The 16054-nt window shown below is 42.5% G+C and carries 18 protein-coding genes; 5 read left to right on the top strand and 13 right to left on the bottom strand.

From position 1 onward, the window contains the following. Positions 1-6 precede the first annotated feature (6 nt). Together IHE35_RS04435 and nudC are read left to right on the top strand one after the other, a co-directional pair. Positions 7-1650 carry a chemotaxis protein gene (locus IHE35_RS04435; protein ID WP_242789475.1) on the top strand — a complete coding sequence of 548 codons (1644 nt, stop codon included), beginning with the start codon at positions 7-9 and terminating at the stop codon, positions 1648-1650. After that, a complete protein-coding gene (gene nudC / locus IHE35_RS04430; protein WP_242789474.1) occupies positions 1650-2426 on the top strand; it encodes an NAD(+) diphosphatase in 777 nt (258 codons plus the stop codon). Before IHE35_RS04435 ends, nudC begins: the two co-directional genes overlap by 1 nt. 61 nt (positions 2427-2487) lie before the next feature. Here nudC and IHE35_RS04425 read toward each other — a convergent pair whose 3' ends face one another. From IHE35_RS04425 to IHE35_RS04410, 4 genes are all read right to left on the bottom strand, one after another. Continuing rightward, entirely contained in the window at positions 2488-3369 is an 882-nt protein-coding gene (locus tag IHE35_RS04425) for an alpha/beta hydrolase (protein WP_242789473.1), read from the bottom strand. Next, positions 3359-4042, bottom strand: coding sequence for a BON domain-containing protein (locus IHE35_RS04420; protein ID WP_242789472.1), 684 nt, complete (start codon positions 4040-4042; stop codon positions 3359-3361). Before IHE35_RS04420 ends, IHE35_RS04425 begins: the two co-directional genes overlap by 11 nt. Positions 4043-4180: 138 nt before the next feature. After that, positions 4181-4600: a YraN family protein gene (locus IHE35_RS04415; protein WP_242789471.1), complete on the bottom strand. Its 420-nt coding sequence runs from the start codon at positions 4598-4600 to the stop codon at positions 4181-4183. 5 nt (positions 4601-4605) lie between these two features. Next, positions 4606-5565, bottom strand: a complete 960-nt coding sequence (locus IHE35_RS04410) for a penicillin-binding protein activator (protein WP_242789470.1) — start codon at positions 5563-5565, stop codon at positions 4606-4608. Between the two features lie 10 nt (positions 5566-5575). Between IHE35_RS04410 and rsmI the strand changes: the two genes are divergently transcribed. Next, positions 5576-6418 carry a 16S rRNA (cytidine(1402)-2'-O)-methyltransferase gene (rsmI, locus tag IHE35_RS04405; protein WP_242789469.1) on the top strand — a complete coding sequence of 281 codons (843 nt, stop codon included), beginning with the start codon at positions 5576-5578 and terminating at the stop codon, positions 6416-6418. Between the two features lie 78 nt (positions 6419-6496). Here rsmI and IHE35_RS04400 read toward each other — a convergent pair whose 3' ends face one another. The 4 genes from IHE35_RS04400 to IHE35_RS04385 form a co-directional block, all read right to left on the bottom strand. Continuing rightward, positions 6497-6745 carry a hypothetical protein gene (locus IHE35_RS04400; RefSeq protein WP_242789468.1) on the bottom strand — a complete coding sequence of 83 codons (249 nt, stop codon included), beginning with the start codon at positions 6743-6745 and terminating at the stop codon, positions 6497-6499. 174 nt (positions 6746-6919) lie between these two features. Further along, the gene (locus tag IHE35_RS04395; protein ID WP_242789467.1) at positions 6920-8161 is read right to left on the bottom strand and encodes an FAD-dependent monooxygenase; all 1242 of its coding nucleotides are present in this window, start codon (positions 8159-8161) and stop codon (positions 6920-6922) included. Beyond that, positions 8158-9366 carry an FAD-dependent oxidoreductase gene (locus IHE35_RS04390; protein WP_242789466.1) on the bottom strand — a complete coding sequence of 403 codons (1209 nt, stop codon included), beginning with the start codon at positions 9364-9366 and terminating at the stop codon, positions 8158-8160. Before IHE35_RS04390 ends, IHE35_RS04395 begins: the two co-directional genes overlap by 4 nt. Positions 9367-9695: 329 nt before the next feature. Beyond that, positions 9696-10518, bottom strand: a protein-coding gene (locus IHE35_RS04385; protein WP_242786769.1) for an IS5 family transposase whose coding sequence is annotated in 2 segments (ribosomal slippage) — positions 9696-10136 and positions 10138-10518 — 822 coding nt in all. Because the reading frame shifts where the segments join, the coding sequence is not laid out codon by codon here. A 257-nt stretch (positions 10519-10775) separates the two neighbouring features. On the opposite strand from IHE35_RS04385, the gene IHE35_RS04380 reads away from it, so the two are divergent. Together IHE35_RS04380 and IHE35_RS04375 are read left to right on the top strand one after the other, a co-directional pair. After that, the gene (locus tag IHE35_RS04380) at positions 10776-11171 is read left to right on the top strand and encodes a transposase family protein (RefSeq protein ID WP_004646478.1); all 396 of its coding nucleotides are present in this window, start codon (positions 10776-10778) and stop codon (positions 11169-11171) included. After that, on the top strand, positions 11119-11589 hold the full coding sequence (locus IHE35_RS04375) for an IS5/IS1182 family transposase (RefSeq protein ID WP_004646477.1): 471 nt from the start codon (positions 11119-11121) through the stop codon (positions 11587-11589). Before IHE35_RS04380 ends, IHE35_RS04375 begins: the two co-directional genes overlap by 53 nt. Before the next feature lie 168 nt (positions 11590-11757). Here IHE35_RS04375 and IHE35_RS04370 read toward each other — a convergent pair whose 3' ends face one another. From IHE35_RS04370 to pepP, 5 genes are all read right to left on the bottom strand, one after another. After that, entirely contained in the window at positions 11758-12000 is a 243-nt protein-coding gene (locus IHE35_RS04370; protein ID WP_004810720.1) for a DUF378 domain-containing protein, read from the bottom strand. 299 nt (positions 12001-12299) lie between these two features. Beyond that, positions 12300-12770, bottom strand: a complete 471-nt coding sequence (locus IHE35_RS04365; RefSeq protein WP_004809604.1) for an IS5/IS1182 family transposase — start codon at positions 12768-12770, stop codon at positions 12300-12302. Continuing rightward, entirely contained in the window at positions 12718-13113 is a 396-nt protein-coding gene (locus tag IHE35_RS04360) for a transposase family protein (protein WP_008306679.1), read from the bottom strand. The genes IHE35_RS04365 and IHE35_RS04360 overlap by 53 nt, the downstream gene beginning before the upstream one ends. A 382-nt stretch (positions 13114-13495) precedes the next feature. Next, positions 13496-14452: a sensor domain-containing diguanylate cyclase gene (locus IHE35_RS04355; protein ID WP_242789465.1), complete on the bottom strand. Its 957-nt coding sequence runs from the start codon at positions 14450-14452 to the stop codon at positions 13496-13498. Between the two features lie 211 nt (positions 14453-14663). Next, positions 14664-15998, bottom strand: a complete 1335-nt coding sequence (gene pepP, locus IHE35_RS04350) for a Xaa-Pro aminopeptidase (RefSeq protein WP_242789464.1) — start codon at positions 15996-15998, stop codon at positions 14664-14666. Positions 15999-16054: the final 56 nt, after the last annotated feature.

Raw genomic sequence — 16054 nt, 5'->3', positions numbered from 1 at the left:
AGATCAATGTCTTACCAAACCTCTATACATTTTGACCCTACGGCTTTACTGATAATAAAAAATGAGGTTGATAATTCGATCAAATTGGTTGAATCAGCAGTCAGCACACTGGTAGAAGATCAGACCTTGCCATTTGGGATTGATGATGCGCTCAACCAGTTCGAGCAGTGCGCACAAGTTCTTGCACTGATCGATATGCCAAGCCTGGCCAAAGTTGCTCAATATTCTGCTGAGCTTATGCGCAAGATCATGGGGAATCCTGCCAGCGTGAACACAGCGGAAGTGATCGCCCTCAGTGAAGGGACGACCATGCTGAAGCGCTATATCGAATTCATTTGCTTACGTGAAGTCAAAATTCCACAATTTTTGCTGGATACTTTAAACCGGCTGGAACTTGCTCTGGGCAAGCCACTGACCACTGAAGGCCATCAGATTGAGCCCCTGCTCGACCTGATCACGCCTGATTTTGATCTGCCACAAGCACCCGGACTGGAAAAATCTGCTTATGTGCATCGCCTGTACAAATTATCGCTGAATAAACTGCTCAAGCAGGAAGAAAGTGATCTGGACTTACAAGCGATCAAACTGGTGGGGACTTATCTGACTGGCCTTTCTGAGCAGCATCCAAGCAAACAGTACTGGAATCTGGTTTATGTGGCATTCAACCATATCGATGAGATCCTGATCAACGAACCACGTCTGCGCACCCTGATCAGTGTTGAGCGTAATATGGCACAGTATTTCAATGCACCAGACCGTTTCAAGGCGAACATTGCTGATTTGGCCAATATCTTGAGCTTATGTATCAGCCAGGAAGATGATATTGCCCATCATATCCGTAGCAAGCTGAATATCGGTGAGGACTCGCTGACCGATACGCAGTTACAGGTATTCAGCCGTCATTTGTATGGTCCTGATTTTGAAACCATGCATACCATCAGTAATCTGGTGACTGCAGAAATGGCTCAGATCCGTAATGACATCGAATATAACTATCAGAACATGACAGCTGAAAAGACCCAGGAATTGCAGATTCAACTGAATAGCCTGGCGAACATCTTCAAGGTGTTGAACCTGAATGAAGCTTATATTGACCTCACCCGTCAGGCTGCTTCACTCAGCCAGGCTGAAATTCTGAAAGATGAAGGCTTTGCCCAACGGCTCATGAATGTGATTCTGTCTGCGATGAACTCGATTGGGGTGCTGGAACGTCATCACACCTCTAGCCGTTTACAGCTCCGTGTCAATAACATGAATATTTCACTGGATCGTCTGGATGAAGCACATGCTGCTTTACTGAGCGAGACCAAAGCGCTGATCGAACTTGCAAGCCACACCCTGACCAATTACTTGCAGGACCATAACCTGCAGGCACTGGAAAGCTTACCAAACCAGATCCGTGAAATTGCGGGTGCAATGCTGTTCCTGAATGCTGAAAATGGCCAGGCTGCACTCAGCACAACGGCTGACTTTATCCAAGGCCGTATTGAATCATCTACTGCACTGAGTGCAGATGATGTCAATCGCGTGCTCGATCCACTCGCCAGCGCAGATATGCTCATTGACAATTTAAAGAGCAAACAGCCTGTATTACAGTCGATGTTTAAGGTAGCATTGGACAGTAGTCAAAAACTGAAAACTGTAGCCTAATGTCTAAATTGTCACTTGCGTATATCTTTCAACAACAGCAACTTTTAGTCGATGAAAATCTCCAGCTTCCCCAAGTAGAAGCACTCGCAAGTGACATACAGCTCGGTACGGGTGATCAGGTGATTGCCCGTGACCTCCTTCCTGATGAACCAATTCCTCCAGGTCTGCAACTCGTTCCGATCCGTCAATTACTGCAATACTGGAATGTTCGTCAGTTTGAACAGGCCAGCCGTGCTGTACAGCTACTGGAATGGCGTCGCAATCATCGTTTCTGTAGCCATTGTGGTACACCGACCGAAGCCCATGCCGTAGAATATGCCATGGTCTGCCCAGCTTGCCACTACCGTCAATATCCACGCGTACAACCGTGTGTCATTACAGTGATTACCCGTGGTGAAGATGAAATTCTACTGGCTAAAAATGCTCGCAATAAAAACAGCCAGATGTATGGGCTGATAGCCGGTTTTGTCGAAGTTGGTGAAACTCTGGAAGAAGCGGTCCGTCGGGAAACGCAAGAAGAAGTCGGAATTAAGGTTAAAAATATTCAATATCTTGCCAGCCAGCCTTGGCCCTTCCCAAGTAATCTGATGATTGCCTTTAAAGCAGAATACGCTTCTGGCGAGATCAAACTGCAGGAAGAAGAGATTAGTGATGCACAGTTCTTTAAGCTGAATGCATTACCAGAAATTCCCTTCAAAGGCAGCATTGCACATTCTATGATTATGCATATCACGCAAGGTACGCCTGTCGCTGATGATACTCAGGCTTGGCTCTAAGCTAATTGATAAACAAAAAGCCCGATATTAAAACCGGGCTTTTTGCATTCAATAAAATGAATTATTTAAATACATCTTCTAGTGCCCACAGCACTTTAGACTTGGTCACAAAGAACCGGCTAAACAGGCTTGAGAGTGATCCAACAATGGTAATGTGACCGAGTTTCGGGATACTGATCACGTGACTGTGATTACCATATTGCTTCAATACTCGATCCAGATCATGGCTGTTGAAATGCCCCACGATATTGTCCTTTTCAGCAATAAACAGATAGTGCTTTAAAGGCTGAGGCTGTACAAAGTATAGTGGCATCACCTGCTGATAAGGCACCGCCTGATCAAAGGCATCGGCACAAATCGGATCATCTTTATAGTCAAAATGATACGGTCCCGCCAAACCAATGATGGCGCGGATATTTGCCAGTCGTTCTGGTTTATGCTGCTGCGGATAATACACCGCTGACATGACATTAAACGCACCGGCAGAATGTCCCATCAATATAATATTCTCTGAAGAAATTTGCAGCTTTGCCGCCGCAGTTTTCAGATGATCCAGGAGTAGATGCAAGTCATCCACAGATTGCGGGAAGATATGTTCGGGCGCCAGATGGTAATTTGGAACCACGACATCATAGCCTTCACGGGCAAAAGCCTCACCAATGAACTGATATTCTTTCTTATCCCCATGTAACCAGGCCCCACCATGTACAAAGACAATCAGGGGGCGATGCGGCAAAGGCTGTGCACTACGATACAGGTCAAAACGCTGCCGGGCTTTAAGGCCATAGGCCAGATGTCGTTCGGCGCTATAACCCGCTTTGGGCGTGAAACGGTTCAGCACATAGCTGCCGAGATCATATAAACGAAAATCCCGGTAGATTTGTCTTGCAACGTTCAGATGACTCGACAGCCTGGCTTTAAATGAGTGCACTTTATTGTGCATAGGTTGGTTCAACTGTATCAGGATCAATCGCAACTGGGGTCTGGATCAAGGCACTCGACGAACTGGCTGTTGCATAGTTTTGGCTCGTTGAATTGCTGAGTGTCTCCACATTATCAATCAGGGTGACGATCTTGGTCACATTACCCACCTGAGCCAGCACCTGATTTAAGTCGGCAATTTCTGCACTATTCAGACGGCCCATCACATATAACACACCATCTTCAGTATGCACATGCACCTTGCTGTCTGCGACTACAGGCGCTTTCATGATCAGACCACGGGTATTTGCAGTTACTGCAGTATCCTGCATGATGGTGCCATAGCTAATCTGATTACCGACAGTAATAAAGTTATGTACGGCTTTTACATCACTCATGGCTTTGACATTGTCTTCAGCCAGTTGTTTCAGATGCGTATCTGGCACCTGCCCGGTGAGCAATACATGACCATGGAAACTTTCAATATTGACTCGCGACTGTTTGAATCGTGAATCCAGTTTATAAAGATTAATTTTTGCGGTGCGAACAATCGAAGAATCGATAAAAACCTGTCCAAGGGTACGCGCCCCCTGCTCCGTACCGACAGGAGCCGTGCCAGTACCACCTGAAATAAAGCTGGCACAGCCCGATAAACTTGCGACACATAACATTGTTATTGCAATACGCTTAACCACTCAGCAAGACTCCTTATTTTTTAATGCGTCTTTGTTCAATTTAATAAATTCTGTCGCGCAATCTTGATCAACTTTTATTATCCTTGAACATTACCATAATCTCTGTACAGAAAACCGCACAAAGAAAGCCTGTGTTGTTCAAAGATTAATAAACTCTTGATCAAAAGTAAAAGCATTTTCAATCCATTGCGAATCATAAGTGTAATTGCAAAAATCATGCTGTATAGTTTTTGCAAAATGTTGATTAAAATCAAAACAAATCACATCAAAACGACAATAAAAATACTGAAATTCTTCATGATTTTGCAGGAAATATAGGGCAGTTTTCATCATTTTTCGCTGTTTGCTGGGGGAAACAGACTCAAGTGCATTGGCATAATCTGTACTTGCCCGTGCTTTTACCTCGACAAAGACCAGCTCCTGATCGCGTTGTACGATCAGATCAATTTCACCATAACGGCTATGATAATTGGCTTGGATTAACTGAAAACCATGACCCTGCAACAAGGCAAGCGCTTGCTGCTCTGCCCATTTTCCCAATTGTTGACTGATACGCATAATGGTTAAATCAGCTTGACGCCCTTGGTGGTATTTTCAAAACAGGCAGGCATACGTTGCAGTCCCTGCGCATTGACCTGAATATGTCCGGTACGCCCCTGAAATTCCAGCTGTTCGGCTTTCTGGTGATTTAAATACAGCTGACTGATCTGCCAGGCATCTCCACCAAAGGCGATTAGCCGCTGATAGGACATCTGCACGGGTGCCTGCTGATAAGCATTCAGTACATCAGGCCAGGCATGCGTATACAGTGCAGGCACATCACAAAATTTAATGCCTTTAGGCAAGGTTACATGTTGGTCAATTGCATTGGATACGGTATAGAGCCGTTTCTTCGGCAAGTTTTGCATCCCCGCCAACCACTCTGCATTGCCCATGAGTAATAAACCCTGTTTAGAGGATAACGATTTTGGCGCGGTATCGATAATATCGACTCGAAGATTCCCTACACTGAGCAAAGACATCAACATCAGTTCATACTCAGTTTCACTCCCCGGCTGACGCAGTACCTGTAAATGCAGAATCCGGTCCTTGGTCAGTACATTCTGTAAAGCAATTGCATCTTCACGTTTAGACAGACTGAACTGCCAGACTTGCGGTGAACTGCCAATGCTGTCATTCAGACTTAGGGTTTTGACTTTGGGCTTGGCCTGAACCAGTGCTTCAATATCCTGACGAGCCAATGGCCCGACAATGAGTTGAGTCTTTTTATTGACATGCTGTTTCAGTAGTTGTGACATTTTCTTCTGCTCAGAATTCACCCATTTAATCGGTACTTTTTGCCCTGACGCCAGATAGGCACTCATGAATCCCTGTTTGATATTCGATGCAGCTCGCGCCAGAGGGCCAGATTCGGGTAGAATGACCAGAATTTCCGCTTGCACGCTGCTCATGCAGCCCAATAAGCTCAAAGCCAATATTTTTTTAATATTCTTCCGTTTTTTATAATTCTGTTGATTCCACATGGAGAAACCTATGAGTGCTCAGTTATTTGTTGTTGCGACTCCAATCGGGCACTTAGATGATATTAGTTATCGTGCAATTGAGGTATTGAAGTCGGTGAGTCTTATTGCTGCTGAGGATACACGAACTTCTATGCAATTGCTCAAGCATTTTAATATTTCCACTCCACTGACGGCCTGCCACGACCATAATGAAAGCAACAAGATCGATCAACTTATTCAACGTCTGCTCAATGGCGAAAACATGGCACTGATCAGTGATGCGGGTACACCATTAATTAGTGATCCGGGCTTTAAATTTGTGCGTGCTGCACAGGAACACAATATTCGTGTGATTCCTGTACCTGGTGCCTGTGCTGCAATTGCTGCATTAAGCGCAGTAGGTTTACCGAGTGATCGTTTCAGCTTTGAAGGCTTCCTGCCATCGAAACAAAGCCAGCGTCTGCTCAATCTGGAAAAACTCAAAGATGAAACCCAGACCATGATTTTCTATGAGGCACCGCATCGCATTCTGGAATGTGTGAAAGATATGGCGAATGTATTTGGTGCTGATCGTCCGGTGGGTTTTGCCCGTGAAATTACCAAGACTTTTGAAACGATCCGCAAGATGACCCTGGGTGAATTGATTGAGTTTATCGCTAATGACTCTAACCAGCAAAAAGGTGAAATCGTCCTGGTGGTAAGTGGAGCGACTGTCGAAAAAGATATGGAGCAGGAAAAACTGGATAAGCTGCTACTTCGTTTATTACAGGATTTATCGGTAAAAGCAGCTTCCCAGCTGGCGGCTGACCTGACCGGTATCAAAAAGAAAGTGGCTTACCAACGTGCACTTGAGTTGACGGGTGCTAATGACTAAATAGCGTCCATCGATGGATAGGCATAAAGAAACACCACAGTAATCTGTGGTGTTTTTTATATTCAGGAGATAGGCAACTTATTCGCGTACTGAGTCGTCTGCTGGTACTTCAGTAATTCGACCACCGCGAGCCAGGAACGCAGCCACTTCATCTTCAAGTGCCTGACGCTTTTTCAGCTTCGCTGTTACAGTCAATGTTTCAGCTTCCTGAACATCTGTATCACTAACAACTTCATCACCTTCAGCAGCGCCTTTCTCTGCTGCTTTCGCTTCATCATCATCAACTACAGCATCTTCTGCTTCATCATATTCATTCATATCTGTCATTTTCATCTCCCCCACAAATGACCATCACATGTGCATTTAAACTAGGTTGTAAATTACCTGAAATTTAGCAATCTCTTTGTGTTTCGCCTAGTACCAAATATTAAAAAATCGTATCTTTTTTAAACAAATTCGTTTCTTTTTACACATGATTGTTTAAAAAATAACAATTCCAGGTCATATGGCGTAGCGGGTATTTTTAAGCAGCGCCAAACCATTGGCCTGCGCCATAAAAGCATCTTTTAATACAGGCAGCTGTTCGACCTGTTTCAGGCCAAAATTGCGTGCCCAAACTACAGGGAAAAGTTGGGTAGTTTCCATCCAGCCAATCGCAGACATACTGTGCATCATGGCATCATTTTGCCCCTTACGCAGATGTTCATAGCGCTGTAAAGTTTGCTCATGTGCCCAGACACCACGTGCTTTATCATGCAGTAATACATCACAGAGCACTGCCGCATCCAGACAGCCAATATTGACCCCTTGTCCTGCCAATGGATGGATGACATGAGCTGCATCACCGATCAAGGCCAGACCATCTTGCACATATTGCTGAGCCGCACGTGCTTTAAGCGGGAAAGTTGCTCGTCGGGTCGCTTCCAGAACCTCACCGAGCATATGATGACTTTCTCGGGTGAGTAATTGAGTAAATTCCTGATCTGACAGTGCTGCATATTCTTCAGCATAATCATCCGGTAGGGTCCAGACGATCGATTGCCAGTGACCCTGTTCTTCAGCTTTTAAGCTTGCCATCGGTAAATAAGCCAATGGACCAGTTTCCAGGAAAATCTGGCGTGCGACGTGCTGATGTGGTTGTGCAGTCTTAATGGCACAGCTGATGCCAGCCTGTTTATAATCCAGCACATCAATATCAATAAAGGCTTGTTCACGGACAAAGGAATTGGCACCATCTGCACCGATCAGCAGTCTGGTTTTGATCTGGGTACCATCGGCAAGTTGTACCATCCAGACACCCACACCGCGTTCTACCCGGCTAACTTTGACCTGTGTGCGGTAATCTTTCAGTTCTTCCAGCATTTTTTGCTGAATGGCCAGGTTCAGAATACTGGGTTCAACCATGGAACCAAGCGCCTGCTCGGCTTTTGGTGTGTTCTCTGAAGGCTGGCCAAAATTGATTTCACCATAACCATTTTTATTCCAGACCTGCATGCCTGTATATGGCTGCTGGCGGGCAAGTTTATCCCAAACACCTACAGTTTTTAGCAAATGAATGGTGGCCTGACTCAGTGCCAATACGCGTGGATTGGCAACACTTAACGTCTTTTCAGCATCCAGAATCGGTGCAGCATCCAGCACGGTTGCCTGTACGCCACCTTGAGCCATTAATAATGCCGTTAAACCACCTACCAGTCCGCCACCCACAATGACAGCATCGAGTACCTGATTTTGTTCTGTCATGCTTTGAGCCCCATTGCATAGTTTGCTACAAGTGGCTTGATGCCTGGAATATTTTCAAAAGCCACCAATCCGGTATTACGAATCAGTTTCAGGAATGGATTCTGGTTGCTAAAGCCACGTACGACTGAATCACAGAATTTGATCACACGCTGCTGGTCTTTTAAGCGTGATTTTTCATAGTCTTGCAGCATTTGAGCATCGCCCAGATCAGCAGCCTGTTCCAGCTGTTCTGTCAGATAACGGTTCAGCACATGAGCATCGCGCATACACAGATTAAAGCCCTGACCTGCCACTGGATGAATCGTATGAGCGGCATTCCCCATTAACACTACACGACCCACCGCCTGCTTTTCTGCCAGGACTTGTGATAATGGGAAACTGAAACGCTTACCAGTTTTCTGGAATTTTCCAGCACGATCGCCATAGGTCTGCTGCAGCGCATCCAGGAAGTGCTGATCATTTTCCTCACCAAGCCATTCATGCTCGGTACCTTTTGGTACTGGCCATACCACAGAACGGCGGTATTCGCCTGGAAGTGGTAGCAAAGCTAATGGGCCAAGCGGACTAAAACGCTCAAAGCCAACATGACCATGTGGTTTAGAAGTTTGTACGGTCGTGACAATCGCGACCTGATCATAGTCATGCACCGACGCACCGATACCAAGTGCCTTGCGACAGAAAGAATCACGACCGTCTGCAGCAATCACCAGTTTTGATTGCAGTTTTAAAGTCGTCTCGCCACGCTGTGCTTCAATATAAGCGAAGTCTGCATCCTGGATGAGTGAAGTCACCTGGACACCATCGATCAGTTCAATGCATGGCTCTCTTTTGACTTGTGTCAGCAGTACACGACCAAGCCAGGCATTTTCAATCACCTGACCAAAGCTTTCGACTTTTTCTTGTTCTGCAATTAAACGTGCCTTACCAAAACTGCCCTGTTCGGTAATATTCACTTCCAGAATCGGCGTTGCATGTTCCTGCAGAGCATCCCACAGACCCAGTTCCTGATAAATCTGTACGCTACGGCGTGACAAAGCGCTATTACGGGCATCGAAGCTGGAGTGATAGGGAGCAAGATTGATGTCATCATAATCTGGGTATTGGATTGCCTCTAACAGTTTGACCGCAATCCCGGTTTTCGCCAGCATCAGTGCGAGGCTTAAGCCTACCATCCCACCACCGACAATGATGACTTCTTGTTGCATGCTTTGATCCTTATCTGGGGTATCTATAAAGTCTAGATACGTCTAATCATGTTGGATTTAATCTTACCTTAAAGATTTTTATTTTTATAATGAATTAGTAGGGTTCTTTCATAAATCATTTTTGAATCACTGCAAAGGAAATTCCCTCTCATTGTAGGAGACTTGCGGAGCATGCTCCTCAGGGAGAGGTTTTTCTAAGAAATCCCCTCATCCTCTTGCGAAGTAACACTTCTCATCCCAGAGGGAGAAGGAACTTTCAATATCCATTTAAATATAACAATCATTTTTTGATTTATGGAAGAGATCTAATAGACCTCTTGCGAAAGTTGTTATTGCAAGTTGATTCGGTTTACCAGTGCAGCAATTAAGTTCATGCGTAAACCGAATCTTTTCCGTCTATTTCGATAGCGTTCACTTAAGATTCTAAATGTTTTCAATTGACTATTAATGTGTTCGATCACAACGCGTATTTTTCCAATCATTTTATTGTACTTTTTCTCAACTTCAAATAAAGGAAAATTCTTCTTTTTCTTAATGGGCATCAATAATTTAAAGCCATCTTGCTCTAATCCGTAGTACCCTAAATCAGTCATAACATATTCACAATGTTTGAATTTCTTAACCGTTTTCCTTGCCAATTTAATGTCATGCTGACTGCCATACGATATATCTAATCCTATGATTTGTTTACTCTTAGGATGGTAGATCACTTGGGCTTTAAGCGTATGTTTCTTCTTTTTACCACTATAGAACTTACTCTGATTTTTTTTTCGGGCGTTCTATTGAACATTCTGTCGCATCAATAATGACCCAGTTAAAGCGTTCGTCTGTTGTGGTAAGGCTTCGTTTTGGCAGAGTAAAACGTCTTGATCTCATTAAGGCATCTTCAACCTTTTTAATGGTTCGGTTCACATTACTTTCAGCGATATGATAGTGTGCTGCTAACTCCAATTGAGTGCTATAATTTCGTAAGTAATTGAGTGTTAATAACAATTGATCCTCTATAGCTAAAGTATGAGGACGGCCTGATTTCTTTTTGAGTGATTCTGCTTTTTCTAAAACCTCGACCATTTCGGTAAAAACTGCTCGAGGTACGCCAACCAAGCGCTTGAATTCAGAATCTGAAAAACGGTTTAAGTTCTGATATCTCATGAAATCTATATGGGGATGGTTTTTACTTTCGCAAGAGATCTATTAAATTAAGTAAAAAACATTGACTATTATTTTTCTATTGCAATTTCATAAAAAAATTATAATAAACAACCAAATACAAAAAGATACAGCACAAATATTCTAAAATTAAATAAAATTATCTATCTTATTAGGCCTCTTTCATAAATCAAAAAACAAACAGTCTCTTGCTGATTATTTGTACCGAAGAATTTTAAATATTCATGCATAATCTGCGGATGAAATACATCGATTCAAAAAAGCTTTCTGAAACACAGTTTAAGCGATACACAGGCATCTCATGGTCAACCTTTGATTTAATGGTGGAACAACTGAAAATGCATGTTCCTGCTAAAGGTAGACCCACCAAATTAAGCATAGAAGATCAAATCCTTCTGTGCTTAAGTTATTGGCGTGAATATCGAACATTGTTCCATGTTGCAACTAGTTATGGTGTGTCAGAGCCGACTGCTTCAAGAATTGTCCGTCATGTAGAGGACTGCCTGATCAAGTCTAATCTATTTAATTTACCGAAGCATTTACCTAAGGGCGAAGGCATCGACTGGAACGTGGTGATTGTTGATGCCACAGAAATTCCAATACAAAGACCTAAAAAAACAGAAGAAAAGCTATAGTGGCAAAAAGAAGGCACATACTTTCAAAGTACAGGCCATCATTCATTATAGAACTCAACAAATTCTGAGTTTATGCACGAGTCGTGGTGCTGTACATGATTTCGCACTCTTCAAACGAAACTTGCATCAGATTCCGGCAGGTGCCTTTATCCTTGCAGATAAAGGCTATCAAGGGATTTACTCAGTGTATCCAAATAGCCTATTGCCATTAAAAGCAAAAAAGCGCTGTAAATTGAATCCTGAACTAAAAATCTATAATCAAGAAATCAACAAAAGAAGAATTGGGATTGAGCATGTATTTGGCAGTTTAAAAACCTTCAAAATCCTTGCTGAGCGATATCGTAATCGAGGAAAAAGACTGGGTTTAAGATTCAATTTAATTGCTGGAATCTACAATATGGAACTGAGTAAAAAATGACTTATGAAATAAGTCTATTATTCAGATAAATAAAAATATAAATCTATATTTAATTATTCTTTATACAATAAAAACGGAGCATAAGCTCCGTTTTTATTTAGCAGCCAACTCACTTTAACTATTTAATTCATTAACTAAATAATGAGTGAGCTTATATATGCTGATTTATTAATGCATTGTTCGTGTATGAGCTTCATGATGCACATCATGACGGCCTAACTTAGTTGCAGTATAGATCAGGTAAATCGCAGACAGGCCAACCAGAACATAAATAATTCGAGAAAGTGCACTCTGCTCACCAAAGATTGCTGCGACTAAGTTAAAGTCAAATGCACCAACCAAGCCCCAATTCAAGCCACCAATAATGGCTAATGCGTAGGCGATCCAGTCTAAAGTTCCAAGTCTTCTCATGATTTTTCTCCAGGTTATATTTGATTAATTCTCACCCAAAATTATGCAAGCCATAGCGGAATGAATATGTAGTCTTGATGCTAAAAGTCCGTATTCTGTGTTGATCTATGTTGAATAAATGTCATGTTATAAGCATTAAATTTTAATTGAGTTGGTTTTCTTTGAGTTGTTCATATTTTACGTAAACCAAATCAAAATTTGAGCTTTAAATATTTTATTAAAACATATTTAATCAATTGATTTTAAAATCATTATTTTATTTAAAAAGCAGTAAAAAAACAGTAGACCTCTTTCATAAATCATTTTTTGCTCAGTTCCAAGTTGTAGATTCCAGCGATTAAATTGAATCTCAAACCAAGCCTTTTACCTCTATTTCGATAACGCTCAGCAAGGATTTTGAAGGTTTTCAGGCTGCCAAATACATGCTCAATTCCGATTCTTCTTTTATTGATTTCCTGATTATAGATTTTCAATTCAGGATCCAATTTACAGTGTCTTTTGGCTTTTAATGGTAACAGGCTATTCGGATACAACACATAAATCCCCTGATAGCCTTTATCTGCAAGGATAAAAGCCCCAAAAGGAATCTGGTTTAAATTGCGTTTGAACAACTCGAAATCATGCACTGCACCGCGACTGGTACATAAACTCAGAATTTGCTGAGTTTTGTAGTGAATCATGGCCTGTACTTTAAAGGTATGGGTCTTTTTCTTGCCGCTATAGCTTTTCTTCTGTTTTTTTAGGCCTTTGGATTGGAATTTCCGTGGCATCCACGATCACAACATTCCAGTCGATGCCTTCGCCCTCGGGTAAATCTTTGGGTAAATTAAACAGATTGGACCGAATCAGGCAGTCTTCAACATGACGGACAATTCTTGAGGCTGTGGGCTCTGAAACCCCGTAACTCGTCGCAACGTGAAATAAGGTTCGGTATTCCCGCCAATAGCTCAGACAGAGCAGAACCTGATCCTCCAGGCTTAACTTGGGCGGTCTGCCTTTGGCAGAGACATGCTTCTGCAATTGCTCAACCATCAAATAGAAAGTTGACCATGAGATGCCTGTGTATCGCTTGAACTGAGGATCAGAAAGCTTGTTTGAATCGATGTATTTCATCCGCAGATTATGCACGAATGCCAAGAAATCCGGAGTGCAAATATTAACCAAAAAGAAGATCGTTTTTTGATTTATGAAAGAGATCTAATTAATTATTTATTCTTTTTCCTCCTAATTTAATCTCTTATCATTACTGGCAAGATTTCTTTTTAAAAGTATTCGCAATCACTTTCATGAGTTTAGGCTTTGCTTTGTCCCTCAAAATATTTCCCTCTGCAGCCACCAGAGATTGAATATCCAAATCCAGCAAATGATGAAAAATCAGACTAAAGCCTGTTTTTCTGCGCAAAGGGAGCAATCTTGATACTGGCTCACAACAGATACACCTTAGGGACAATTTCTTGCAGCTCATCAAGCCTGGATAGTTTGGTCTTAACCAATTTTAGTTTATAAAATCATCTGCTTCCAGTTTGGCTTTTTTCTTATGCTCATACATATTCTTATCTGACTCTATTAAAACCTCATATAGATCTGTTGTCAGCTGGCGGACTGCGTAGCCAATTGCGACATGAATATTAGCAGTTGCAAATGTATCGGTTAGACGAAGATATAAAGCCGCTGCGTCTTCAGCTTTAGTTTCAGGACATAAAATCGTAAATTCATCACCCCCCATACGTGCAATCACATCATTGACACGCATATGTTCTACCAGTACAGCTGAAGTACGCTGAATTAACTGATCCCCTGCATCATGTCCAAACTGGTCATTCACCTGCTTTAAATTATTCAGGTCAATACTAAATATTGCAGCGGGTAAGCCATAACGCTGACAGCGTCCTTCCTCAGCTTCTAACAACTGATCCCATGCCCGGCGGTTATACAGTCCGGTTAAACTGTCGGTGAGCGCCTCTACCTCATAACGTTCACGTAAACGTCTCTGCTTGTTTTCTCGCAATTCACTTTGCAAAATTGAGCTTAATAGACTGCCTAAAAGTGAAATAAGTGCTGCATCTTTTAAAATGTCTTCAGAATGAGGCTCATCATCAATAGCACAAATTGTTCCAAAAATTGAGCCATCCTCATTAAACAGTGGCTCACCGATATAAGATTCAATCGACAATTTCTTATTTATTGGTGCCTTGGCATATAGCTCGATTGCCTTGGAGCATGGCGCTATTTTAGGAGCCTTTCCCTGTACCATGTGATAGCAAAATGAATCGGTCCAACTGAAAACTTCGCCAGGCTTAATATCATATTTTTCATTTTCAGCCTGTAGAATAATCCAGTCCTCATTTTCTAAACGAGTGATCATCCATAAGCCAAAACCCAAATGCTGATGAAGATATTGAAGTACCTGTTTACCCGCTTCTTCAAAATTATGAAATTTTATACTGTGCATGGAGAACACTCAGAATGATGAGTATTTATAAATACTAGTGAGGGAGATTAAAAAAGAATTATATAAGAATTGAATCAAAAAATAACCAGATTAACTTCGATAAGACCAATTGGTAAAAAAATAATTCATTATTTATTTGATTGAATTCACATTAATTTAAAAAACAAAAAAGCTGGTCAAATGACCAGCTTTTTTTCAATCTCTCTTATTTTCAGGCAGCACGAGCTTTTGCCATCAAGGCTTCAATATCTTCCACGGTTTTGACCACTTTGGCTGTTAATACCAATGGGCCATTTTTAGTAACAGCCACATCATCTTCAATACGGATCCCGATACCACGCCATTTTGGATCTACCGTTTCATCATCCGGTGCAATATACAGGCCCGGTTCTACGGTCACGACCATGCCTTCTTCATAAGCACGCCATTCGCCATTGGCTTTATAAGCACCGACATCATGCACGTCCATGCCCAACCAGTGTCCCGTACCATGCATATAGAACTGGCGGAAACTTTCGGTTTCAATAATTTCCTCAATATTGCCCTGCATAATGCCCAAGTTCAGCAAACCTTGAACCAGAATGCGTACCGCTACATGATGTGGCTCTTTATATGATTGACCAATCTGAACTGCATTGATCGCCGCAATCTGTGCATCAAGCACGATGTTATACAGTGCTTTCTGTTCAGGACTGAATTTACCATTTACCGGGAAAGTACGGGTAATGTCGGATGCATAGAACTGATATTCGCAGGCTGCATCAATCAGTACCAGATCACCGTCTTTCAGTTCTTTGTCATTTTCCACATAATGCAGAATACAGGCATTTTCACCGCCACCGACAATACTGTTATAAGCAGGTACGCAGCCATTTTTGCCAAATACATAATTCAGCTCTGCTTCCAGTGCATATTCCATCATGCCAGGACGTACAGTCTGCATCGCTTTAGTATGGGCTTCCGCAGAAATATCTGAAGCAATCTGCATCAATTCAATTTCATTGGCATCTTTATGCAGACGCATTTCATCAACAATACAGTCTAACTGAACGATTTGAGCAGGTGCAGATTTTCCTCGGCGGCTTTCACCACTGGCTTGTGCAATCCATTTTGCTACACGCGCATCAAACTCTGCACTATGGCCGACACGGTAGAATAACTTGTCCTTATTTTGCAGTTTTTCCAGAATTTCTTCATCCAGCAGATCAATCGCATAGGCTTCATCTGCCTCATAGTCATCGACAGCACCATCTACCCCAGCCCGATAACCATTCCAGATTTCCATCTCGCGGTCACGTTCACGACAGAACAGGCTGTAGGTATAGCCTTCTTCTTCACTGTCAAAGGTTTCGATGACAGCGACAGCTTCGGGTTCAGCAAAGCCCGTTAAATAAAAGAAACTGCTATCGGCACGATATTTATAGTCAGCATCACGGTTACGCAGTGCCACTGGGCTGGTGGCAATAATGGCAATACTGCGTAGTCCCATTTCCCCTGCGAGGGTGTCACGACGTTCCTGAAATTCTGCTTGTGTCAGTTTCTTCATTGGTCCTTACTTCTTATATCAATGCTGTTTTTGAATATGATTTGATGTGCCGGAAT

This window comes from Acinetobacter sp. ASP199, from assembly GCF_022700675.1.
Lineage (GTDB): Bacteria > Pseudomonadota > Gammaproteobacteria > Pseudomonadales > Moraxellaceae > Acinetobacter.
The sequence above is the reverse complement of the archived record's forward strand: the minus strand, read 5'-3'. Positions and strand labels throughout refer to the sequence as shown.